Origin of the sequence: Shewanella canadensis, from assembly GCF_003966225.1 — a bacterium.
Classification (GTDB): domain Bacteria; phylum Pseudomonadota; class Gammaproteobacteria; order Enterobacterales; family Shewanellaceae; genus Shewanella; species Shewanella canadensis.
This window is the reverse complement of sequence record NZ_RXNU01000001.1, coordinates 555179-578215: the sequence shown is the minus strand read 5'-3', so window position 1 is coordinate 578215 and position 23037 is coordinate 555179. Positions and strand designations below refer to the sequence as shown.

22 protein-coding genes are annotated in these 23037 nt (G+C 47.1%); 8 read left to right on the top strand and 14 right to left on the bottom strand.

The annotated features are described in order from the left end of the window. Positions 1–646: 646 nt before the first annotated feature. Together EKG38_RS02510 and EKG38_RS02505 are read left to right on the top strand one after the other, a co-directional pair. The gene (locus tag EKG38_RS02510) at positions 647–2056 is read left to right on the top strand and encodes a cache domain-containing protein (protein ID WP_126518345.1); all 1410 of its coding nucleotides are present in this window, start codon (positions 647–649) and stop codon (positions 2054–2056) included. Then, on the top strand, positions 2053–2673 hold the full coding sequence (locus EKG38_RS02505; protein WP_126518343.1) for a response regulator: 621 nt from the start codon (positions 2053–2055) through the stop codon (positions 2671–2673). The genes EKG38_RS02510 and EKG38_RS02505 overlap by 4 nt, the downstream gene beginning before the upstream one ends. 327 nt (positions 2674–3000) lie before the next feature. On the opposite strand, the gene EKG38_RS02500 is transcribed toward EKG38_RS02505, so the two are convergent. From EKG38_RS02500 to EKG38_RS02490, 3 genes are all read right to left on the bottom strand, one after another. Continuing rightward, positions 3001–4071 carry a DcaP family trimeric outer membrane transporter gene (locus EKG38_RS02500; RefSeq protein WP_126518341.1) on the bottom strand — a complete coding sequence of 357 codons (1071 nt, stop codon included), beginning with the start codon at positions 4069–4071 and terminating at the stop codon, positions 3001–3003. A 447-nt stretch (positions 4072–4518) separates the two neighbouring features. Beyond that, entirely contained in the window at positions 4519–5208 is a 690-nt protein-coding gene (locus EKG38_RS02495; protein WP_126518339.1) for an LrgB family protein, read from the bottom strand. Then, a complete protein-coding gene (locus EKG38_RS02490; protein WP_126518337.1) occupies positions 5209–5643 on the bottom strand; it encodes a CidA/LrgA family protein in 435 nt (144 codons plus the stop codon). 106 nt (positions 5644–5749) lie between these two features. On the opposite strand from EKG38_RS02490, the gene EKG38_RS02485 reads away from it, so the two are divergent. After that, positions 5750–6655: a LysR family transcriptional regulator gene (locus EKG38_RS02485; protein ID WP_126518336.1), complete on the top strand. Its 906-nt coding sequence runs from the start codon at positions 5750–5752 to the stop codon at positions 6653–6655. A gap of 84 nt (positions 6656–6739) precedes the next feature. Here EKG38_RS02485 and EKG38_RS02480 read toward each other — a convergent pair whose 3' ends face one another. Continuing rightward, on the bottom strand, positions 6740–7672 hold the full coding sequence (locus tag EKG38_RS02480; protein ID WP_126518334.1) for a DUF808 domain-containing protein: 933 nt from the start codon (positions 7670–7672) through the stop codon (positions 6740–6742). A gap of 246 nt (positions 7673–7918) precedes the next feature. On the opposite strand from EKG38_RS02480, the gene EKG38_RS02475 reads away from it, so the two are divergent. Continuing rightward, positions 7919–8803, top strand: coding sequence for an HD-GYP domain-containing protein (locus EKG38_RS02475; protein ID WP_126518332.1), 885 nt, complete (start codon positions 7919–7921; stop codon positions 8801–8803). Between the two features lie 173 nt (positions 8804–8976). Continuing rightward, positions 8977–9633, top strand: coding sequence for a ribose-5-phosphate isomerase RpiA (gene rpiA, locus EKG38_RS02470; RefSeq protein WP_126518330.1), 657 nt, complete (start codon positions 8977–8979; stop codon positions 9631–9633). 203 nt (positions 9634–9836) lie between these two features. Here rpiA and EKG38_RS24865 read toward each other — a convergent pair whose 3' ends face one another. From EKG38_RS24865 to EKG38_RS02445, 6 genes are all read right to left on the bottom strand, one after another. After that, on the bottom strand, positions 9837–9998 hold the full coding sequence (locus EKG38_RS24865) for a hypothetical protein (protein WP_185826767.1): 162 nt from the start codon (positions 9996–9998) through the stop codon (positions 9837–9839). A 163-nt stretch (positions 9999–10161) separates the two neighbouring features. Next, complete coding sequence (locus EKG38_RS02465; RefSeq protein WP_185826757.1) at positions 10162–10992, bottom strand: hypothetical protein; 831 nt, start codon at positions 10990–10992, stop codon at positions 10162–10164. A 149-nt stretch (positions 10993–11141) separates the two neighbouring features. Then, entirely contained in the window at positions 11142–11474 is a 333-nt protein-coding gene (locus EKG38_RS02460) for a hypothetical protein (protein ID WP_126518327.1), read from the bottom strand. A 91-nt stretch (positions 11475–11565) separates the two neighbouring features. Next, on the bottom strand, positions 11566–12159 hold the full coding sequence (locus EKG38_RS02455; RefSeq protein WP_126518325.1) for a hypothetical protein: 594 nt from the start codon (positions 12157–12159) through the stop codon (positions 11566–11568). 111 nt (positions 12160–12270) lie between these two features. Beyond that, a complete protein-coding gene (locus EKG38_RS02450; RefSeq protein WP_126518323.1) occupies positions 12271–12711 on the bottom strand; it encodes a DUF1198 family protein in 441 nt (146 codons plus the stop codon). 462 nt (positions 12712–13173) lie between these two features. Beyond that, positions 13174–14049 (bottom strand): LysR family transcriptional regulator, encoded by an 876-nt coding sequence (locus tag EKG38_RS02445; RefSeq protein WP_126518321.1) that lies wholly within the window; start codon positions 14047–14049, stop codon positions 13174–13176. Between the two features lie 92 nt (positions 14050–14141). Here EKG38_RS02445 and EKG38_RS02440 point away from each other — a divergent pair, with 92 nt between their 5' ends. Beyond that, on the top strand, positions 14142–14321 hold the full coding sequence (locus EKG38_RS02440; RefSeq protein WP_126518319.1) for a hypothetical protein: 180 nt from the start codon (positions 14142–14144) through the stop codon (positions 14319–14321). 91 nt (positions 14322–14412) lie between these two features. Here EKG38_RS02440 and recJ read toward each other — a convergent pair whose 3' ends face one another. The 4 genes from recJ to brnQ all read right to left on the bottom strand — a co-directional run bounded on the left by recJ (position 14413) and on the right by brnQ (position 20134). Then, positions 14413–16137 carry a single-stranded-DNA-specific exonuclease RecJ gene (gene recJ / locus EKG38_RS02435; RefSeq protein ID WP_126518316.1) on the bottom strand — a complete coding sequence of 575 codons (1725 nt, stop codon included), beginning with the start codon at positions 16135–16137 and terminating at the stop codon, positions 14413–14415. 601 nt (positions 16138–16738) lie between these two features. Continuing rightward, positions 16739–17476, bottom strand: a complete 738-nt coding sequence (dsbC, locus tag EKG38_RS02430; RefSeq protein WP_126518314.1) for a bifunctional protein-disulfide isomerase/oxidoreductase DsbC — start codon at positions 17474–17476, stop codon at positions 16739–16741. Positions 17477–17764: 288 nt separating this feature from the next. After that, entirely contained in the window at positions 17765–18679 is a 915-nt protein-coding gene (xerD, locus tag EKG38_RS02425; RefSeq protein ID WP_126518312.1) for a site-specific tyrosine recombinase XerD, read from the bottom strand. A 111-nt stretch (positions 18680–18790) separates the two neighbouring features. After that, positions 18791–20134, bottom strand: a complete 1344-nt coding sequence (gene brnQ, locus EKG38_RS02420; protein WP_126518756.1) for a branched-chain amino acid transport system II carrier protein — start codon at positions 20132–20134, stop codon at positions 18791–18793. 727 nt (positions 20135–20861) lie between these two features. On the opposite strand from brnQ, the gene EKG38_RS02410 reads away from it, so the two are divergent. Together EKG38_RS02410 and srmB are read left to right on the top strand one after the other, a co-directional pair. Next, positions 20862–21596, top strand: coding sequence for a tRNA1(Val) (adenine(37)-N6)-methyltransferase (locus EKG38_RS02410; RefSeq protein ID WP_126518310.1), 735 nt, complete (start codon positions 20862–20864; stop codon positions 21594–21596). Positions 21597–21715: 119 nt separating this feature from the next. Beyond that, complete coding sequence (gene srmB / locus EKG38_RS02405; protein WP_126518308.1) at positions 21716–22942, top strand: ATP-dependent RNA helicase SrmB; 1227 nt, start codon at positions 21716–21718, stop codon at positions 22940–22942. Positions 22943–23037: the final 95 nt, after the last annotated feature.

Below are 23037 nucleotides of genomic sequence, written 5' to 3'. Positions count from 1 at the left end.
GAGCGGTGACCTAAGATCAGATGCCCGGCAAACTTACTTGTTTATCTGAGGCTAATCATATGGCTTCGCGGGGGCATTTTTTATCCGTGTTTGCACCTAAGGCCACTAAGGGTTTACACGTAGAAACGCCGGTTCCCCCCTTTTCAGGCTTGCAATTTTTTGAGAAGATAATCGGGTGAACATTATTTTTAACCAAATAATACATGTGGTTACGAAATTATTACTTAAGTGAGAGTTAACTCGTTACAGGGAGTAATTGTAGGCGACTGGCGATATGATGTAGATCAACTTTGTAACGATTAACCGTGAAATGTGTTATCGATGAGTGTCGAGAGGCGATCGCAAGGTCGGTAAATGACGCGGAAGCGGAAGCAGAAAATTAACATGACCACTTATTCCGATTGTAAACCTTCATTTTTATTGTGCTTTTTGATGAATCCGACTGCATATTATTAATATTAATGACTGTGAGCGCCTGGTTGTGGTGCCATTGCCAAGGTGAATTATTCACCCAGTCTTTGATTTAACCCCCATATAAATGGGTATTTGTTACTACTCGGTGGTTGATTAACTGTTAATATAAACCCCGTTTTCGGGGAGCACTCCCTGATATAGAGACCCGGATATTGAGGAGTCGTTGTCAACGATGAATATTAACCATAAGTTACAGCTAATCACCGTGCTTCCACTCATTCTATCTCTGATACTGGTGCTGTTTGTGACTCAAATGCAGTATCGGGATCTCTCCCAGCAGGTGGTCGACGTTTATCGACAGAGTATTATCGATCACCGCAAAGAGGAGCTGAAAAATTATCTGGCGATCGCCAACGTCGCGATTAAGCATTTCAAGCAGAATCAGAACAAGATCAACCAACACCCCCAGCAAACCCAGCAAGAAGTTAAGTCCATGCTGGCCGAGATGCGCTTCGGTAAAAACGGATACTTCTTCGCCTACGATCTCGATGGAAATAGCCTGGTCTTACCCGATCAGGAATGGCGGGTCGGCAAAAACTGGCTGGATTTGACCGACGACAACGGGGTCCCCTTTATCCAGGAGTTAATCTCAGGGGCGAGGAAAGGCGGCGGTTATCTCACCTACCTGTTTAACCAGCCCTCCAATGACGGTCAACCGGGAAAAAAACTCGCCTATGCCGAGGTGTTAGGGCAATGGGAGTGGATGTTTGGCACCGGCGTTTATATTGATGATATCGATGAGGAAGCGGCATCGTTAAGCACCTCAATGAGTCACCATATCCGCAACACCTCCATCATGACTCTGGCGATCGGTACCTTAGCGGTCAGCGCCGTGTTTATCGGCGGCATCTTTATGCGTGTGGGTGAAAAACGACTCGCAAATGCTAAGCTCAGAACGCTCAACGAACGAATTTATCAGACCCAGGAAGAGGAGTGTAAGCGGGTTTCCAGAGAGTTGCACGATGGAGTTAGCCAAACTATTGCCGCGGCCCTGTTTGCTATGGAAACCGCCCAGTTGAAACAGGAATATGGCGGTGATTCCGGCCCGGAACTGGAGAAGTCGATTACACTGACACGGCAAATTATGCTCGATATCCGTAATATCTCGCATCAGTTACATCCAAGCATCCTCGAGGACTATGGGCTGGGAGCGGCGTTAAAAGAGTTGGGCAGGGAGTTTTCGTTGCGTACCGGTATCGAGGTCAAGGTGCAGCGATTATCGGTGCGCAAGATCCTGTCAACCGAGCTTAGCTGCGCGCTTTACCGCATTGTGCAGGAGTCGCTGACCAATATTGAACGTCACTCGGGGGCACAGAATGTGCTGATTTCGATCGGGCTCACCCCGGGATGGCTGACCCTGGAAATTCATGATGATGGTAAAGGGTTTAACTATGAATGCTATGAGAAAAAATCGACCCCGTTTGAGGGAATAGGCCTGAGGAATATGAAGGAAAGAGTGAGTTTTTATAATGGTGAGCTTAAGGTGGAGTCAACTATTGGCAAAGGAGTAACCTTGGTGGCGCGTATTCCCCAGAGCGAATTACGTTATCGAGCCGATACTGCCACAGGGGGACTGTTATGATCCGTGTACTTCTGGTGGACGATCACCCCCTATTTCGCGAAGGGTTGCGGCATCGTCTGAGCCTCGACAGTGACATTAATGTGCTAGCAGAAGCCGACAATGGTCTTCAGGCACTGGCTATTCTCAAGGATACTGAGATCGATCTGGTGTTGATGGATATCAATATGCCGCAAATGGATGGCATGTATCTGCTCGAGCTGATTAAAGAGCAGGAGATGTCATGCAAGGTGGTGATGTTGAGCATGCATGACAACAAAGAATATATTGTGGCGGCAATGCGCTACGGTGCCGATGGCTATATTCTCAAGGATGTCCCCGGTAAGGAGCTGATTGAAGCGATAAAAAAAGTTGCCGCCGGCAAGCGCTATTTCAGTGCAGAGGTCATAGACACCCTGTCGCAGGAGCTCGCCAGTGGCAAGCAAGCTCTGGTAACCCAGCGGGAGCAGTTGGTGTTACGCTTGATATCGCTGGGAATGAACAATAAACGCATTGCTCAGGAGATGAATGTCAGTGTACGCACGGTCGAGACCCACAAGCGTAATATCAAACAGAAACTGGCGATAGACTGTACGGCCGGTCTGGTACGTTATGCCATAGATCATGGCTTGGACAGGTAACACGATTCACGCTCTGTTCTCAGGGCGTAACCGTATTGAAAAAAATACCCGGAGCGGGGTCATGCTCCGGGGAAAAACATGGCGAACCAGCCATGTTGTGGGAATTAAGTAGGGGATGTTTTTGTCCTCATATAAATGGTCAGAGGAGCAAGGCCAACCATCCCACTGGATGACCTTTGGAGCTTTTTCTCATAGGCAGATGGAAACTGCCAGTTTAAGTACTTTATTTCCCGCCCTGCATAAATGACCAACAACTAGCTGTAAAACAACCATTAAAGATCAACAGGCCCCAGGAAAATCAGCACCATAAATCATGCCACACAATTATTAGAGTACGTACTTGGCAGAAAGCTGCATGTAATCAGAGTTAGCAGTTTCAGTGGCTGATATATCAGCATCATAGTTACCGAATTCAACGCCCACGCTTAACTGCTTGCTAAGCTGCTGGATCAGGTTGATGCCGTAGTGGTTACGATCAGAGTCAGCACTCACACCATTGAAATCTTCAACTTCAGAGTGGCCGTAGTAAACGGTAGAGCGCAAATCGTCAGTCCAGAAGTGGCGGTAGGCGACGGTGTAGGCTTGCGTTGCCAGCAGATCACCACTGCCATCAGCATTGACCTTGTCGCCGGCGTTGTGGCCAGGTGAAATATAACGACCCGCAGCGCCCGCGTTATAGGCGAAACGGAAATCATCTTTACCAAAGGTATTGATTTTACCGCTTATGCTGTAAGCCAACTGAGTGCCATCGGCATGACCAGCCACACCGTTGTCATCAAAGGTGCGAGCCAGCGCTGCAACGGCCAGCTGGCCAAAATCGCCTTTGAAAGTGTAACGAGCCACTACATCGGGGATACTCTGATTGTCATCGGTAGCGTTCGCCGGGTTTTCCAGCGCCAGTTCCAGCCCGCCATTGGTGTAACGTATCTGGCCTTGACGAATGAACACCTGACCTACGTGCGCTCCACCAAAGTCCAGCGCCTCGGCGATAGAGGCCAGTGGCATAAAGGTTGACCAAGTCTGGCCGACTTTCCAGTTCTTGTAAGAGATAAAAGCATGACGCATACGCGGCTCGTATGAGTTAGAAACCAGTGCGTTACCGTCACTACCATAGAAATCATACTCGAGAAATCCCGCTAACTCGCCATTGGAGTACTTAACATTGAAGCGAGACTCTCTGGCCTGAATGCTGGTTTTATTGGTATCTGGTGCGCCTGTACTCGAACCAATCCAGAAGTCTCGGTAAGCTTGGTCGCCGCTGACATTACGCAAGTCGGCTTTGAAGTAGCCACCGAAAGTTAACTTCGAGGTGTCATCAATTTGGACTTCGTAGCCGGCGAAAGAAGATGCTGAGAAAAATGTAGCTACCACTAACGCTGTTTTAGTTATTCTGTTCATCAAGGTGCCTTTTGGGATTTGTTGACTCTTTGGTTATTGTTGCTTGCCTTGGCGGCGACCAAAGGTCCGTGCCCGGCAAGTTTATTGTTTATCCGCGGCTAACCATATGGGTTTATGGAAGGAGGGGTTATCGGTGTTTGCACCTAAGGCTGCTAAGGGTTTGCACGTAGAAATGCCGATTTGTTCGGCTTCAACCTTACGATTTTCCAGAAGATATATTGGAGGGATATTATTTTTAACATTTAAATACATGCAGTTACAAAACAGTTAACCCCATGTGTCGAGCCTGGTTATAAATGATAATTTCAGGCGATTACCAATATGATGCAGATCAAGTTTATAACGATTAATTGTTAAATCTGTTATCGAAGAGTACCGAGAGGTGGCCGCAATATCGCCAAGTGACACTGAAGCGGAAATTCATACCGCAATAGATAGAATGATTTATCAGACCAGGAAAATCGAAAAGAAGGGCGCGCCAAGCACCATAGCTATACCCGTAAAGATCATCGTTAAACTGGCAACCACCCCCTCCTCTTTACCAAACTCACTGGCTTTTGCGGCTCCCGCGCCATGTGCCGCGGCTCCGAGTGCTGCGCCTATAGCTAAAGGTGAATTTATTTTCGCCAACTTAAACAGAGGTTCACACACCAACATACCGATAATCCCCGTGAGCAGTACCAACATGGCGGTCAACTCTGGTACCCCGCCAAATGCAGACGTGGCTTCCATGGCGAACGGCGTCGACACCGAGCGCACTAAGGTACTTTGGGACAACTCTGGCGGCAGTGAAAATATCTGCGTCAATCCCCATGATGAGAGGAGCCCTAACAACAGACCTGTCACCACGCCAATGCCAATCGTTAACGGATAGCTGAAAATCAATTTTCGTTCTCTATATATAGGCACTGAGAATGCGATGGTCGCGGGAGCCAACAGGGCCACCAGCCAATGGGTATATTCAAAATAGGCAGGCAGAGGGATTTTCAGACTAACCACAAACAGAACAATAACCACAGGTACAATCAAGATGGGGGCTAACCACCATACTCTCTTTTTTAGGTACAGCTGTTTAATCAAAAAGTAGCAAGATAGTGTAAAGACCAGGCTGATCGCCGCTAACATTGACTGAGACATCTATGCCTCCCCTATCGCTTTTGCTGCACTGAGGCGCTTAATATTCATCTTAGTTTCAAACCTAAATACTCTATCGACCACAAATCCGGTACCGAGTAGCACACAAACACTGCCAATCACTAATGTGAGCATCAAAGGAGCCGAGTATTGCTCGAAGAGGCTTTCATACTTAATAATTGAGATAACCGGAGGAATAAAAAACAGCAATAACTCACCGGTTAACCACCCCGCGCCAAGCTTGACCGATTTTTCAGGTACCAGTTTTAACCCCATTAACAACAACAGGATAGCAATCCCCAATACACTGCCTGGAATAGGAAGTGCGAAATAAACCGAGAGTTGATCCATTGCCCAGGCTAACAGACAAAACAGCCCGATCTGGCTCAGTAATTGAAGAACCCCATAACACTTTTTAATACGTTCAGCTGTCAACAAAGTAAAACCTAAATCTGAAACCTATGCGATAAACAGAGTTTACTCTTGCTGAAAAGATAAAAAAAATGAATATTAAGAATAGAAAACATAACCAAAGGGAATACAAATGGATCTCAGAGTGATTGGCTACTTCATCGACATCGTCGATTCTGGGGGCTTTGTAAAAGCCTCTGAAAAAATCCATATCACTCAACCCGCACTCTCTAAGGCGATCATTGGGCTTGAACACGAGTTGGACTTAACCTTGATCGAGCGAGGTAAACGCGGTACCCAACTCAAGCTGACATCTGCAGGTGAAGTGGTATATCGCCACGGTATCGAGCTCTTAGCTGGAAGACATAGGATGCTTAATGAGCTGGCCTCTCAACAGGATTTAACCTCGGGAGAGCTAAGGCTTGGTCTGGCCCCGCTTGGCAGCGCCGAGCTTTTTGCTCCCGTCATTGCGAAGTTTAAAGACAGTTACCCTAAGATTGAGATGAATCTGTTCGTGCGAGGAGGAGTCGAGCAAACCCTCGCGCTTCAAAAAGGTGAGATTGAACTGGCAACGGGTATCATCTCATTCGATAAAGAGTTTGACGGGATCAGAATCCATGAGGACCCTATGGTCGTCGTCTTACCCAGGAATCATCTCCTGGCTCACGAAGCCTCCCTTCAACTTTGCCAAATAGCCGACATTGCCCAGATCATGTTCGAGCATGATTTTGCCCTCTATGGTCAGGTATTCGAAGCCTGTGAAAAAGCGGGATTCACCCCAAAAAACATCACCCGTGTGAGTCACCCCGATTTTGGTATCGCCTTGGTCGCTGCCGGAGCCGGCACTATGGTGCTTCCTAAGCTGATAGCCGAACGACACAGTGTAAGCGGTGTCGTCCATGTCCCTTTGAAAAGCTCAGATCTGTATTGGGAACTGTCACTCTATTGGAGAAGAGGAAAGCAGCTCTCATTTGCGGCTCAAGCCATGCTTAACATGGTAAAAGAGCAGTTGGGTACTCACCGATACCCACAAGCCTAGAGCAAAAACGTAATAAGCAACGGCTTCAGTGAGTGTAGATGACCGAGCGAAATGCCCGGCCATAACAGAAATGCATATTGAATATCAGCTTCTGAGCTTCTGGAATCCGGACACCATTAACAGGGCAAGCGCTCCGGCTATGACGCCAAAAACTGTATTTAACAGGCTCGGAGTGACAAAGGCTAAGGCCGGTCCCACCGCGGCTAACTGCTCGACCCAGTGGGCAATGAACTCTATCTGCACACTGACGACATGCAGTCCGTGAGTGAGAATGCCACCTCCCACCATAAACATGGCAATGGTGCCGACTATAGTGAGCCCTCTCATCAGGTGAGGAGCCGCGTTCACAAGTCCGCCTCCGAGCCAGCGACCGAAGCGGGTAAGCAACCCCGTACCTTGTCTTCGACTCAAATAAAGCCCGGCATCATCTAACTTCACGATACCGGCCACTAAACCATACACGCCTATGGTCATCACTAAGGCGATGGCCGCAAGTGTAAATACCTGAGTCATAAAACTACTCTCGGCAACGACCCCTAAGGTAATGGCGATGATCTCGGCCGACAGGACAAAGTCGGTCCGGATCGCCCCCTTGATCTTCTGCAACTCATAAGCCTTAAGATCATCAATCTCAGGGAGCTCCGAGGCATCTGAGTGCTCCCCGGACCGCTTAGCTCTCCTATGTGTATAACTGTGATGTAGTTTCTCGAACCCTTCGAAGCAGAGGAAGAGGCCACCAAACATCAATAGGGGGATGATAGCCCAGGGGATAAAGGCACTGATAAGCAGCGCCGCCGGCACTAAGATACATTTATTGCGTAGCGAGCCTAGGGCGACAGCCCAGACAACGGGTAACTCTCTATCGGCATTAACGCCCGACACCTGCTGGGCATTGAGTGCGAGATCATCACCTAACACACCCGCCGTTTTTCGCGCTGCAATCTTACTCATTACCGCGACATCATCCAGGATAGATGCGATATCATCCAACAATGACAACAGGCTAGCTCCAGCCATAAATATTCTCCAGATTCCCTTTTCCGCGAGCCGATTATTATACACTGGGCTCGCAACAAACGTTCATTAACTATGATGGGGTCTAAATCTACTCCAGCAATCTTTTTTTTGCCACCGTCTTTGGCCTATAGTTAAATTTATAGAGTGCGTGACATTTTACTCCTACTTCCACGGTCTATTAGGTGAATGCAAATTAGCATTACCCACTGATGTATTAAAATGGACTGTTAATCATAAGGATAACCAATGAAATCTCTCGACTTACTCCGCTCTTTATACTCTATGGCAGCCGTTGTTGAAGCAAGAGATGCCTACACAGGTGGTCATTGCTGGCGCGTCGCTCAACTCAGTGAACTGGTGGCCATTGAGATGAATCTGGATGAAAGAACCCGCCTGCGTATAGGTTTAGCCGGTTTCCTGCACGACTTAGGGAAAGTGGGGGTTCCCGATGCCATCTTGAATAAGACAGGAAAACTCACCGATGACGAATATGAGGTCATTAAAACTCATCCGAGTATCGCAGCCGAAGTGCTCAAACATCACCCCTTGGGAGATTTAGCGATTAACGGCGCTCTCGCCCACCATGAAAGACCCGATGGTAAAGGTTATCCCAACGGTCTGAGTGAGGCTCAAATTCATTTAGATGCCAGTATTATTTCAGTTACCGACGCCTTCGATGCCATGACCTCTTACCGCCCCTACCGCAATGGGATGGGGGTCGATAAGGCTCTCGACATATTGCAGCAACACAGTGGATCTCAATTCAATAGCAATGTGGTCGAACATTTCTGCTCCATCGACAGGCACGATATCGATGCCATAGTGTTACATAGCGATCACCATACTCCCATGCAGGCCTGCCCTAATTGCGGCCCGGTTGTCGTGGTCTACAAGGAGATGGAGCAGGGCGACAAGACCTGCTGCCGTAATTGTGGCGGAGAATTCAGCTTGTTTATCGAACAGGGTGTCAGAAGCCTCAAGCCCACAGGTGGGGTCGCCACTCCCGAACAGTTACAGCCGACAGCCGATCATGAATTGATTAGTCGTCTCGCCAATCGCGCCCTCCCCCTGCTTAAAAAGGATCTGACCTGGTGGCAGAAGTTGGTAGGAACCGCAGGTAGCTCTAGTTAGCTTGTCATTGAAAAATACCGCTTCTCAAAAAAGCCGACCTGGTGGCTACAAACATGCAGGCACCACTGACAGTTCGAGTTAGCTCGAAAATGAGGGATTAGCACTGCAGTTTCAACCAAGTGAGAGTATAATAACGTCAGAATTTTTGAATATACTCCTTACAGGACGCTACCATGACACAAGATGAGATGAAAAAAGCTGCGGGTTGGGCTGCACTGGAATATGTCGAGAAAGACAGTATCGTAGGTGTGGGAACAGGCTCTACCGTCAACCACTTTATCGATGCCTTAGCAACGATGAAAGCCGATATCGACGGTGCGGTATCAAGCTCTGAAGCTTCAACCGAGAAGATGAAAGCATTAGGGATCCCGGTTTACGATCTCAATTCAGTCGACGAGCTATCTGTCTATGTCGATGGCGCCGATGAGATCAACGCTCATATGGATATGATTAAAGGCGGCGGAGCTGCACTGACACGTGAAAAGATCGTGGCGGCTGTCGCAGGCAAATTTATCTGTATCGTCGATAACACTAAGCAGGTTGATATTCTGGGTGAATTCCCACTGCCGGTAGAAGTTATCCCTATGGCGCGCTCTTATGTCGCTCGTCAATTGGTTAAGCTAGGTGGCGATCCTGTTTACCGTGAAGGTGTTGTTACAGATAACGGCAACGTTATCTTAGATGTGTACAACATGAAGATAATGAACCCTAAAGAACTTGAAGAGCAGATCAACGCCATCGTCGGTGTTGTCACTAACGGACTATTTGCCCTACGCGGTGCAGATGTGTTGCTAGTGGGTACCCCAGAAGGGGTTAAAACGGTTAAGTAGACCGTTTTATTGCTTCTCAGAAGTGACTAGATTTCTAGGTACTAGCGCCTAGGAACTTGTTTAGCTAAGCCACCCTTAACGGGTGGCTTTTTTGTACATGGACCTGTTTACTTGTCGGATAACAAGTTTCAAATATCTTTTTAGGTTGGGTTCATTGGGCAGGTTTTGCTATTTGCTTGGCTCTCTGAAACCAAGGCTTCAATTTAATCTATAGCCTGCGGCTCGCCTAATGTGCAAACACTTCTGCGACACGCCGCAAGCACAATCCCTGTGGGCTCTGCGACATCATCCCTGATGTCGAAGGTCACAGCCGCGTTTACACCTGAATGTTCTTCTCTTCGAATTTGGTTTTGTGGAATTCTCAAGCTAACTCATTTCAGGACACCAATGAGCTAGAGGTGAAGCTCTAGCTCATGAGGTTTTTATTAGGAAAAGTACGGCAACTGGATGTACGGTAACGCTAGCAATAATCATATTAGCCTCCTCATGCAAAGGGCTAAACATCACGGGTAGTTTCTGTACTCGGAGTTATTCAGGCATATCACAGCAAATCCGCTTTCTATAGGTTAGCCCGGGGCGCTTAGTTTCGTAGATACACGAAGAAACTTGAACCTTGGCTACAGATGGCAAGTGCTCAGTAATTCCCAGTTTCGACTTGCACATATTGATGTACTCGACCTTGAAGCGCTCAGAATCCATATTACGCCCGATATGTTCGCATTTCGGACCTGGGTAATATATCTCTTCTGTTTCAAGGCTAACTTGATTGCTCGCGCAATCTTCTGGCTTAACCTGATTAACAGGCTTGGCTTCCAGAATAGTTACCTGTTTAGGCTGTAAAATGGGTTCCAGATAATTTATTTCGTCTTCACCGACAAACTGAATACGGAAGATGGTGTAGAATAATTTATATTCAGATGCCCGTTCAAGTATTTGGTTTCGTTTTTCAGGTGTTTCGAGCGCCAAACTTTTACGAGCTGGTGTTGTACCACCACGTGGTAGATAGGTATCACCAGGCACCCAATTGGTCAGAGCAATGCTTGTGACGCTGTTACCACTGCTATCTAAGACTTCAAGAGAGCCAACGACATTATCGATGTCTTTAGCCGTTTCATTCACCAATTCAACTTCCAGAAACTCTTCATCGACAGATACAAATCGGACACTAATATAACTTCTCTGCTCAACAAGCCGCACTTCCCGCTCTTTGTTTGCAGCCTCAATACGTTGCTGATTTTCCTTAAACAACTTTTGGCTCGCCATAATTTCTGCTTGAACTTCCTCAGGTGTCTTAGCCTTATTACTTGAGTCACAACCTAATAAAGCCAAGAAGATGGTTAAAAGAAAAATACGCTTCATCATTTCCCCCGACTTGGTTCAAGCTAAGTGTATAAAAGCACATATGCTCACCTCATGAAACATAACGTCCCTCTGATAAGTGAACCATATGCTTGCTCAGCAAGTGGCATGACAGCCTTGGTGAATCTGGATTTAACAGCTTGTTATGTTTATTGTCGCCCAATAATAATTGGTGCTAAAAATGCGAAAGCTACTATCAAATGCCCGCTAATTAACAGATACCTGAGCAACTTGCCTTTCCTCGATAGCTTTTCATCCTTTAGCAATCTGTAATCTGCTTTTAGTATAAACACCATAAACTTATAAGAGCTACTGATGGTATTGTTTTTAATAAGTTGGAAGCTTCCCAGTTCAAGCCAAACTTGAGGGTGTTCAGACTTCAGGAGGTTTAAAACAATTTTAGCCTCCACCAAATACCATAGAGCTAAAGGGAACATCGAAAGACAGAGTAACGGCCAAATTGAGGTAATAAATTCACTCAAACTATTCCATCCTTAGAAACATGACGCTTTGATAATAGGAAAATGATAGCTGTTTAGACGCTTAGCGGCTAACTATTGTTTTCCTTACTTATTAATTTGTTAGCGGTGGCACTGGACCACGCCACTGCTGATACTCTTTACCTTTTGGATTGACAGTAATAGTACCTGAACTTTCATCTAGATTTATTAAGTGGTGATTTTGAAGTGACGTTATAATTGCTTGTCTTTCATTAACACTAGGGATAACTGACATCCAAACCGTATCAAAATGAGATAAGGTGGTTGCTTGGTTTAAGGATACAAACCAATCCAAAACTAATTGCGTACCTCTAACAAAATAGAAGTTCAAATACCTATATTCCCACAGGTAAGTACTCGCTATATGGCTTTTAACCAAATCTTCGATTTGCGTCTTTTGTGCATCATTTAAACCAGAAGGTAAACCGTCTACGGTGCTATCACTGCTATCTGGTAGCTTTTTACTTTCACCGATTTGAGAACTTCTTACATTTTGATGTGTCTCTAATTCAATACCACCCGGCAGTTTGGCTTTTGCCACGTTTGCCAATAATGTAGATACCGAATCACGAAACATGATCAATATCGCTATTCCAAGAACGACCGTTGCAACAGGGAATGAAAGTACCACTTTCACATATTCTAAAATTATTTTTGCGACTTCCAATATCGACTCCTTGAACCGCTAACGCTCCACTCAGCGGGAGCAACTTGGTTGGCTAAAACCCGCGAGACACGAGCGCAGCAAACCGGGTTGAAATCCGTCTGCAGTGTCTTGTTATATGAACATCTTGTTGTGCTCATTAGTAAAATCTTTAAACGCCGAATGTTCTACCTCGAAGAACATTTCAAATGTTTGTCGATCTAATGCTGTTATTTGAGAGTCAAATCCACAGTCTTTCAGACGGTTAGCCCACCAAAGTACATTTTCATCATGTGGATTTTTTAAGATCTGGCAGATATAAAATACCTTAACTAAGCTGCCGAGTTCTTCGAGGTTACCGTGAGCTCGGATCACAGAACTGCAGTAATACTGTTGTCTAGAAGATTTTCCTAGTGCTGGGCTTGGATCTGTTCTCATAGAGCCTATACACTCTACAACCATTGTGGGTTTAACATTCAAGCTATAAGCAATTACTTTTGACGCCTTCCTAATATCTCCCGATAAAAAATGATAAATTAAGTAAGCAGCAATAATCGCAATTAAAATCCAAATCATATGAATCACCTATTTACACAGGGCTAAAACATCCCACAGCTTATTCAATAGCAGCATGATTACGTTCTTGGCTGCTTGCTCAGTTAGGTAAAACTACCATCTACAACTCTTTGCTGCAAAAGGATTATTTTTTGTTTCTTGAAGAGAAACACTCAAAAGTTCTCTGTGAAAAGATACGTGGGGGTTTATGAGGTCTGCATAAAACTTTACTAAATAGCGGATAAAGCCTAATCGAAGAGGTTAATAAACGGGTGTAAGTGAGCTCGAGGACTTCGATTTCAGGGATGAAATCGCAGAGCGCCCAAGGATGGGTTTACAGCGTACCGAGAGATTACTTACACATAAGCTCACCGCAGGTGATAAGTAACAATGAAGGTAAAACCTTCAAATAAACTATCCAATACCGACTCAGCCAGAAGCTAAATCAGAAAATGTGATCAGCCTTCATTCGAAGGCCAAAGTTCACCCTTCTCCCAGTCGCACGAATGCCTCCGCTGCGGGGGTCAGTGGCAGGTTCTTACGCCAGATCAGGGCCAGATCCCAGGTCAGCATGGGGGACATGGGTTTATAAACCAGTTTAGTTGAGCCTATTTTGTCACAGATGGGCTGAGGCAATATGGCGACGCCAACATTGGACTCGACCATGGCGCCGATGAAATCCCACTGACCGCTCTGAGAGGCGATGTTGAGCTCCACCCCATCCTCCCGGCTTAGACGGGTGAGTAACTTTGCCAGTGAAAAATCGTCGTTATAGAGCACGAAAGGTAAGCCCGATAGATCTGACCAGGTGATCGACTCTTTACCTGCAAGAGGATGTTTTATCGGCAGGCACACCTGCAACGGATATTCCTCTAATGGCTGACAATGAAACTCCTCGGCATGGGTGGTCGGCAGGGCCGTGAATGCAAGATCTAAACTGTCGTTGAGCAGAGCTTCCTCTGCACCGAAACCGCCCAGCTCCTGTATCTGGAGCTCTATGCCCGGATAGCGTCTTCGAAATTCAGATAGCAAGGAGATGATGATCCCGCCCATCATAGGGCACACGCCGAGTCTCAGTTGCCCCGTTTTAAGCCCTTTAAGATTATTAAGATCCTCCTGCAGTCTATGCCACTGTCCCACAATCTTTCGCGAACTGTTGGCCAACAGGTTACCGGCTTCGGTCAATTGCACCTTCTGATTATTTCGGATCAGTAGCGGTTGCTCCAGGTTATCCTCGAGACGCTGGATCATCTTACTCAGCGTGGGCTGAGTCAGGTGTAACTGCTCTGCCGCGCGGGTATAGCTGCGGGTTTCCACTAATGTCAGGAAACACTGTAGATTCTTAATCGGTATATTCATGCTTTATTGGAATGCACTTAATGGGATTAATTCATTTTACTTATAAACCGTGGTCGCGTACTTTGATTTCGATCTTAAATACAGGAGTCATTATGAAAAAATTTGAAGGTTTATGGGTAAATGCCTTAGTGAGTGCAGCCGCCCCTTTGGCCGAAGACAGCGCGTTTCGTCAATCACAAAATCATAGTGCAGAAAAGAGTGTAAAAAAGAGCACAGAACAGAGTGAATCCTTGAGGCTTAACGACGACGACGTCGACGCCGTTACCGCATAGGCTCTGCTTGCCTCACTAAATATCTGGGGCCTTCGAATGAAGGCCTGGTAGATATCTAAACCTCTAACTTTTTCTATAGTTCTAACAGCAATTACATCGCTTCAATCTGATCCACCATCAACTGCAGAGTCTGATTGCCCCTGAACTCGTTCACATCCAGCTTGTACACCACGCGGGCATGCTTGATTGTTGCATCCGGCCAGGTGGTCAGGTCGACGTTGAAGGCGATAGCATCGAGCATGGTCTGGCCGCAGTCAGTTTCTAACACCAATTTAAGATGTTTCTCACCCACTATACGCTGCTGAATCACCTTGAAATAACCATCGAACAGCGGCTCGGGGAACTCTTGCCCCCAGGGGCCTGCATTTCTGAGCTCCCACGCCATATCCAGCTTCATCTCATCCGGGGTCAACTCACCATCGGTGACTAATTCGCCTGTTAATAGCTCAGGTTTTAACAGCTCTCTAACGCCCTGATCGTACGCCTTTTCAAACGCGGCGAAATCTTTCGCCCTTAGGGACAACCCTGCCGCCATGGCGTGGCCGCCGAACTTGAGGATCATTCCGGGGTGACGGGTATTAATCAGCTCTAACAGATCTCGCATATGCAGACCTTTTATCGATCGGGCCGAACCTTTTATCTCCCCCTCTCCCGCATCCGCAAAGGCTATCACGGGCCTGTGATACCTGTCTTTGATACGTGAAGCCAGAATACCTATCACGCCTTGATGCCAGTCCTCTTGAAAAAGAGCAATCCCCCAGGGAAGCTCCTCTTCATTGAGCTCTACCGATGCCAGGCTCTTTAACGCCTCCTGCTGCATATCGGCTTCGAGATCGCGCCGCTCGGCGTTGAGTCCATCGAGCTCGGCCGCCATTCTTCTTGCACTCATCATGTCATCACAGAGTAGAGTCTCGACTCCGAGGGCCATCTCATCCAATCTGCCCGCAGCATTGAGCCTGGGACCGACGGCGAAACCAAAATCTGAGGCGACGATCCGCGCCGGATTGCGCTTAGCCACTTCAAGTAGCGCCGTAATGCCCGCACGGCAACGCCCCGCTCTGACTCTCTGCAGGCCCGCTTCGACCAGAATTCTGTTGTTACTGTCTAAGGCGACCACATCGGCAACCGTACCCAGGGCGACGATATCCAGCAATTGACCCAGATTGGGCACCGCGAGGCCTTGATCCTGATACCAATTACGCTTACCCAGTTCGGCTCTCAAGGCTGACATCAGATAGAATGCCACCCCGACACCCGCGATCGACTTACTCGCGAACTTGCAATCCACTTGGTTGGGGTTAACGATGGCATCGGCATCGGGCACAGTTTTACCCGGAAGGTGATGATCGGTGATCACAACTTGCATGCCCAGGGCTTTTGCCGCCGCAACGCCCTCTATCGATGAGATCCCGTTATCTACGGTGATCAATAACTCGGCGCCCTTGCTATGGGCGACGGCGACGATCTCGGGGCTCAAGCCATAACCATAATCGAATCGGTTCGGGATAAGGTAATCGACCTTAGTGGCGCCCATCATGGTCAGGGCAAGCATGCAGACGCTGGTCGAGGTTGCCCCATCGGCATCGAAATCCCCCATGATGAGAATTGAACGCTGGGCCTTGATAGCATCGGCAATGATGGCTGCGCCCTCGGCAAGCCCTTTCATGGTATCGGGTCTTAATAAGCGAGCCAGTGTTAACTCACAATCTTCGGCTGAACTACCACGACTGGCGTAGATCTGTTTTAAGAGCGGCGAAAGGGTATTGGGAAGGTGACTATCATCGACCTTAGGACGGCGAACAATCTTATGGATCACTAATTTACTGCCTTATTCCGGGTTATATCGATTGCTTCAGTTCACTGAGAGTGGCGAAGAGCGTAGTGCTGTGTCGCACAGCATATCAAACTGGCTTAGCTAAGACACACGAAAAACTCGATTGAGATGATTGGACACCTACATCAAGTTTCTTTGTGCATGGCAAATCTTCATCACTCTCATCTAATACAAGAGATAGTAAGAATTCTGACCGCCAGGGTCTAAAGCGTTCCATTCACTTTTAAGACATTTCCCATCTGACCCACACGGACGTGGGAAATGCCTGAGTGATATCAGGAATATCACAGGCCCTATGGGTCAGATGGTGGGAATGCCATATTGATGCCGGGAGCATCATTGGCCCATGGCCCCTTCTTGAAAAAGACAGTCATAAGTGTTCTGACCGCCAGGGATGGTGGGAATACCAATAAATGTACGACTGAATGGAATCAGGAGGTAGAGTAACGCAGGACGCAGTTACCGAGGGAACATTTATGGCCAGACACAAAGCCTATTTCTTACCATCCATGGGAAATAGGCATAAGTGTTCCGGACACAAAAAAGGCGAGCTAAGCTCGCCTTTTAATAGAAGCAACTCAAATTAATTGGTCGATTCTAATACTCGCAGTAGATCTTTAGGTGGTTGGTAGCCCGGGATCATGCTGCCATCTTCTAAGATAATTGCCGGCGTACCGTTAATACCTAGGCTCTGTCCAAGATGATATTGCTCTGCAATTTTTGCATCACATTTTGCCGTCTTAATGCTCTTACCAGCCTTTGCCTCGGTCATGGCAGTCAGAGGATCGGCTGCACACCATACCGCTTCCATCTCATCGGCATTGGCAGATGGGACGCCACGACGCGGGAAAGCAAGATAGCGCACGGTAATGCCTAAGTCGTTATACTCATCCATCTGATTGTGTAACTTACGGCAATATCCACAGCTGATATCGGTAAATACGGTGACGACATGCTTCTCGTTTTTAGCCTTATAGACCAACATATTATCTTCGAGTGGCTTAATCATCTTCATACGAGGACCCGCCATGGCCGCCTCGGTCAGGTTTTTCATCCCTTTGTCGAGATCGTATAAGCTGCCGTGAAACAGTTTAGAACCATCTTTAGAGATATAAAGCACACCGCGGTCGGTTAAAGCTTCATATAAACCTGGAATGGGTGACTGCTGAAGCGAATGTACTTCGACGCTTAAGGTCTCAGTTAATTTTTGTTTTAGCTCTGCGCTGTTAGCAATAGTATTGGGTTGAGTATTCGGTGCGGCAGCAGCAAAAGGGGCTAATACCACAGCTAAAATCAAAGAAAATGCTCGGGTAAACTTCATTAGATATCCTGTTCTTTGTAGGGTTTACTTATACCCAATCTACTCAGTCATTGCTGCTCGGGTATGTTCATAAAAGATTAGACCTTATTAAGGCCTGAAAAGTTACAATTTCAATGTAAATAAAGCAAATAATAACTGTAAGCAGATTAGTGCGTGCTTACTATACACTATGTATTAGCAAACTATGAAAGCTATCTCTGCGATAAAATCCCATTAATTATTCTTGTATGAGAGTAGGGTCACATTCCGGCCCGGTAACTTAATCCAATACCTTAACCCAACAATGGCTTAGCCCCGTGGATGATGCTCAGAGTGTAACTGGCTCAGGCGCGCCTTCGCGACATGAGTATAGATCTGGGTCGTCGACAGATCGCTATGCCCAAGCAATAACTGTACGACACGAAGATCCGCCCCGTGGTTCAGCAGATGAGTGGCGAATGCATGTCTTAAGGTGTGAGGGGACAGCTCGGTAGAGACGCCGGAACGCAGGGCATAGAGTTTAATCCGATGCCAGAATGTTTGCCTCGTCATCATCACCCCACGCTTAGAGGGAAAAAGAACATCGCTTTGCTTCTGCTTCAACAGCTCGGCTCTCGCCCCCTGAAGGTAATACTCGATATTATCGACCGCAAGCTCCCCCATTGGCACTAAGCGTTCCTTGCCCCCCTTACCTATCACCCGAACCAAACCCTGGCGTAGACTCAGCTGCTCCATTGTCAGACTCACGAGTTCAGTAACCCGCAATCCTGTGGCATAAAGTAGCTCTAACATCGCCTTATCCCGGCACTCTATCGAGTCCTCAACATCGGGCTCAGAGAGTAACCTGTCGACATCGGACTCACTGAGTGATCCCGGGAGCTTACGGGCAATCTTTGGCGATTTGATCTGCGCAGTAGGGTTAATCTCAATCTTCTTACAGATAACCAAGAAGCCATAGAAGCGCCTGAGACTACTCACCAATCTGGCACTGCTGGTACGGGCAAACCCCTTTTCGAAGCGGATATCCAGATAACCCCGGATCCCCTCCTGAGAAACTTCGGTCAATTGTTGGCCAGAGCGCTGAGTATGACGGTCAAAATGATTGAGATCGGTCCGGTAGGCGGACAATGTGTTATCGCTCAAGCCGCGGCTCGACCACAAGTCATCGAGAAATAGTTCGATCAGAGGATCGGGGCAATAGGCTTCTTCTCTTGACTCGGTCAATCTGTTTCCTTAGTGATTTAACATACTTGACAGAAATTTTAATAAAAAAGGCGTAGCTGAAAACAGCTACGCCTTATTATATACCCAAGCCAGCTTAGTGACGAAAGGTAATCAGTTCAATAACGGCTCTGACTTCGGCTTTTTAATGAACAGACAAGCCAGGATAGTCAAAGCAGTCGGCAGTAACCAAGCCATGCCTTCATTATGAAGAGGCATAAAGTCGGTCAAAGTGATATCCATACCCGCAGCCTTCAATCCGTCGATAACACCGAATAACAGAGCAACGCTCAACACGATACGATGAGAAAACTCCGGCATAGAGAATTTCTCGGTCAGGAAGGTCACGGCAACCAAAGCGATAGCCACCGGATAGATGGTATAGAGTACAGGCACGCTGATACTGATCAGTTGTGACAAACCAACATTCGCAACGGTTGCACATATAACACTGATGAGAATGACAAACTTACGGTAAGAGATCTTGGTAAATAACTCATTAAAAAACTCGGAGCAGGCAGTAACCAGACCGATAACCGTCGTCAGACAGGCCAGAGTAACGACGGCAGCCAGTAGTATCTGCCCCAGACTGCCAAACTCATGATTCACATAATTGGTTAAAATCACACCACCATTATCGGCACCAACGGCGATATCACCGGCTGTCGCACCAAGATAAAAAAGTGAGATATAGACGAATGCGAGTCCGGCGGCGGCAATTAATGCAGCTCTTATCAGATACTTAGTCTGCTGTTTACTATCACTCACCCCTTTTCTGCGAAGGATATCGATGATCAGCATACCGAAGATCAGCGACGCCAGAGTATCCATGGTGTTGTAACCTTCCAGGATCCCTTTAGTTAACGGGCTAGACTGATAATCACCAACGGCTTGACCCACTTCTGCGCCGGGTAAGAGGAATACAGAGGCAGCTAAACCGACCAGCAGTATCAGCATGATAGGGGTCAACACCTTACCGACACTATCGAGCAACTTACCCGGATAGAGCGAGAGTAACATGGCGCCACCAAAGAAAATCACCGAATAAATCAGTTGAGATACATTTAGAGTGATCCCCGCCACCATAAAGGTCGCGCTGCTATCTTCCAGGAAGGGCTTAAAGCCCATCTCGTAAGCGACAAGCCCGGCACGAGGAGCGGCAAAAGCAGGACCTATAACGATATAGATGGCGACGGCAAAAGCCGTGGCGGCGAACGCAGGCAAAAGCCCCATCACTTTACCGTTTGCTTTAGCTACGGCAATCAGCGTTATCAGAGGTAAGGTCACAGCGGTGATCAGGAAGCCAATCATGGCCAGTGTCATATTCTCACCAGCCATGAAGCCAGCTAGAGGTGGAAAAATCAGGTTACCCGCTCCTAAAAAGAAAGCGAAGGTCATAAACCCTAACCCTAAGGTATCACCCATAGTCATCTGTTTATTTTGCACTTTTTGCCCCATCATCTTGTGTTTTTTAACGATCTCAAATTATTACGCCCATCACAGGCACCACTAACATAGAGATAAAAAATTGTGTGTAAACTTTCAATTACACGGGTCCGTGGTAAATTTGGCCGATACTTGGCGAGTTTATGAACAGAAGCGGGAATATCTGACGCTAAAATTGTTTAAAACTGGTTTACCTAGCCGAAACTGGGTTAGAAACCAGGTCCCGGAGGCATACTATTACCAAAATCATCAGAGTTTGACAAGGAAACGGCTCAAAACGGGAACAAACAGCACCGGAAACAAAACATTAAAGCCACAAGCGCGCAACAAAGATCACTAACCCCCAGCATTTATGGGCTGCGTACGACCGCGTTAACAATAATGCAACACAATGAGAGGTTATACCAATCAGTATAAAGATGTGTTCGCTCAGCGAGAATTTAGCGTTTTCTAGGCAAGGCAACGAGTGAAGAACATAGTTATTCTACGTTTAAGCTCGTTAACACGACATAGGAAGCGCTAAAACTCGCCTTTCAGGAGTGTTTTTGGCTGCCTACTTCTGCGTTTAATGACTTCACAAGGGAGCACCATTCCTTCACCCATTCGCCTTGAATTAGTTTGCCAAAAAAACTCTGAGTAGATCACTTTCTTATACCGATTGGTATCAAAACCCTACTCCTCATCAGGCTCGCGATAGAGTACAATTCCCGCCAATTTCATACAGCAGTAAATAATCCTGATGGCCTTTACCTTTAAACAGTTTCATATAGACGATTTTGGCTGCGGCATGCCCGTCAGCACAGATGCCGTGATCTTGGGTGCCTGGGCACCATTGTCCAATGCGCAAAACATTCTGGATATCGGCGCCGGCAGCGGCCTACTCAGTTTAATGGCGACTCAGCGCAGCAACGCTAAGGTCACATCGATTGAGCTCGATGATACCGCGGTAAACGCCTGCCAAAAGAATTTTGAGGCCTCTCCCTGGACTTCCCGGCTTACAGTGAAGCACTCGAGCGTGCAGGACTTCAGCAAGCTGCATCAGCAGACTCAGGGAGCGCTGTTTGATCATATCATCTGTAATCCGCCTTACTTTAAAGGTGGCACCCAATCGCAAAATAGACTCAGGGCCCAGGCTCGCCATACCGATACATTGGATTTTTGTGCGCTACTCGAAGCTATCGGGTCCTTGCTTGCGCCAAACGGCACAGCCAGCTTGATTTTGCCCAGCCAGAGTATGAGTGAATTTGGGCTTGTACTTGCAGACTCCTCGCTTGAGTTTAATCAGGTGACCGATATCTCAGACTCTCAGCGAAAAACACCACATAGGCATCTCTTCACCCTTTGTCATAAAAGCGCCGATGCATCGGCTAAGCCCAATGACGTTGTCACTGAGCATTTCTGTATCAAGGAGCTCGATGGCAGTTACACCGATGAGATGAAGCTGTTGATCACCGGCTTTTATCTGAAATACTAATACCAATCGGCTCAGTTTGACGACCCTGAGCCCCTTTTCCTCATTGGACTCAACTAATGATTTAAGTTAGTGCGATTAACCTTTATAATGTTCGGCTATTATTTATTGAGACGCTGCACATGCAATTTGAAGATCTCCTGCTTGACCCTATTTTACTAGAGTCATTGAAAGCCATGGGCCATCACAAGCCTACCACCATACAGCAACAAGCGATCCCATTGGCCATGGATCAGCGGGACATTCTTGCGCGTGCACCGACAGGTACAGGTAAAACTGCCAGCTTCCTGTTGCCGGCACTTCAGCATCTTATCGACTTCCCGAGACGCTTCTCGGGTCAGGCCCGGATCCTGATATTGACTCCAACACGTGAACTCGCGAGTCAAATCCACAGATATGCCTCTCACCTGGCTTCCGAATTGGATTTCAATACCGTCATCATCACAGGCGGAGTGCCTTATGGGCCTCAAGAGGATGCACTGAAAGGCAACGTCGATATCTTGGTAGCAACGCCCGGTCGATTGATGGAATACCTCGATAAGGGTCAGTTTAATGCTGAAGAGGTCGAAATGCTGATCATCGATGAAGCCGATAGAATGTTGGATATGGGCTTCTCTGCCGCAGTCGAAACCCTAGCTATCGAGTCCGTGGGCCGTAAACAGACCATGCTTTTCTCAGCCACGCTAGAGGGCAGTGACGTAGGCCGCTTCTCTCATCAACTGCTGACAGACCCGGTAAAAGTTGAAGCCGAAGCACCTCGAAGTGAAAAGGCTAAAATTCATCAGTGGATCCATATTGCCGATAATAAAGACCATAAATTCAATCTTTTATGTAGCATATTGCAACAAGAAGAGACAAAGCGTGCCATCGTCTTCGTTAAGACTCGAGAAGCGGTAGCTAGCCTGGAAGGTTTACTGCAGAAAGTCGGCATTCCATGTAGCTTTATGCGTGGCGATATGGAGCAGAAGCAGCGCTTCCAAGCTCTCGGACGTTTCACTAAAGGTGAAGTGAATGTGTTATTGGCTACCGATGTAGCCGCACGTGGTATCGATGTCGATGACATCACCCATGTGATCAATTTCGATATGCCTAGATCTGCCGATACTTATATTCACCGTATAGGTCGTACCGGTCGTGCGGGCGCGAAAGGCACGGCAATATCTTTGGTCGAAGCCCATGACATTCGCGTCGTTGGTAAGATTGAACGCTACATGGATCAGCCACTTAAGCGTCGATTCATCAAAGATCTCAGACCTAAAAATAAAGAAGCTAAGCCACCGGGAAAGAACAAAGTAAAACCGACTGAAAAGACTTTCAGCAAGAAAAACAAAAAAAAGAAAAAGAAGTAACTTAAGCTTACCTCTTATCTACGAGCCGCTATCTGCGGCTCTTTTTTTTGCCTGAAAAAAACAAGGGCAATTCGCGGCTAAAGCCGCTCCTACAT

What these genes read in the sequence shown, in the direction of transcription:
- EKG38_RS02510 (WP_126518345.1), top strand. Translation starts at nt 647, where the DNA reads ATGAATATTAACCATAAGTTACAGCTAATCACCGTGCTTCCACTCATT.
- EKG38_RS02505 (WP_126518343.1), top strand. Translation starts at nt 2,053, where the DNA reads ATGATCCGTGTACTTCTGGTGGACGATCACCCCCTATTTCGCGAAGGG.
- EKG38_RS02500 (WP_126518341.1), bottom strand. Translation starts at nt 4,071, where the DNA reads ATGAACAGAATAACTAAAACAGCGTTAGTGGTAGCTACATTTTTCTCA.
- EKG38_RS02495 (WP_126518339.1), bottom strand. Translation starts at nt 5,208, where the DNA reads ATGTCTCAGTCAATGTTAGCGGCGATCAGCCTGGTCTTTACACTATCT.
- EKG38_RS02485 (WP_126518336.1), top strand. Translation starts at nt 5,750, where the DNA reads ATGGATCTCAGAGTGATTGGCTACTTCATCGACATCGTCGATTCTGGG.
- EKG38_RS02480 (WP_126518334.1), bottom strand. Translation starts at nt 7,672, where the DNA reads ATGGCTGGAGCTAGCCTGTTGTCATTGTTGGATGATATCGCATCTATC.
- EKG38_RS02475 (WP_126518332.1), top strand. Translation starts at nt 7,919, where the DNA reads ATGAAATCTCTCGACTTACTCCGCTCTTTATACTCTATGGCAGCCGTT.
- rpiA (WP_126518330.1), top strand. Translation starts at nt 8,977, where the DNA reads ATGACACAAGATGAGATGAAAAAAGCTGCGGGTTGGGCTGCACTGGAA.
- EKG38_RS02465 (WP_185826757.1), bottom strand. Translation starts at nt 10,992, where the DNA reads ATGAAGCGTATTTTTCTTTTAACCATCTTCTTGGCTTTATTAGGTTGT.
- EKG38_RS02450 (WP_126518323.1), bottom strand. Translation starts at nt 12,711, where the DNA reads ATGATTTGGATTTTAATTGCGATTATTGCTGCTTACTTAATTTATCAT.
- EKG38_RS02445 (WP_126518321.1), bottom strand. Translation starts at nt 14,049, where the DNA reads ATGAATATACCGATTAAGAATCTACAGTGTTTCCTGACATTAGTGGAA.
- EKG38_RS02440 (WP_126518319.1), top strand. Translation starts at nt 14,142, where the DNA reads ATGAAAAAATTTGAAGGTTTATGGGTAAATGCCTTAGTGAGTGCAGCC.
- dsbC (WP_126518314.1), bottom strand. Translation starts at nt 17,476, where the DNA reads ATGAAGTTTACCCGAGCATTTTCTTTGATTTTAGCTGTGGTATTAGCC.
- brnQ (WP_126518756.1), bottom strand. Translation starts at nt 20,134, where the DNA reads ATGGGGCAAAAAGTGCAAAATAAACAGATGACTATGGGTGATACCTTA.
- EKG38_RS02410 (WP_126518310.1), top strand. Translation starts at nt 20,862, where the DNA reads ATGGCCTTTACCTTTAAACAGTTTCATATAGACGATTTTGGCTGCGGC.
- srmB (WP_126518308.1), top strand. Translation starts at nt 21,716, where the DNA reads ATGCAATTTGAAGATCTCCTGCTTGACCCTATTTTACTAGAGTCATTG.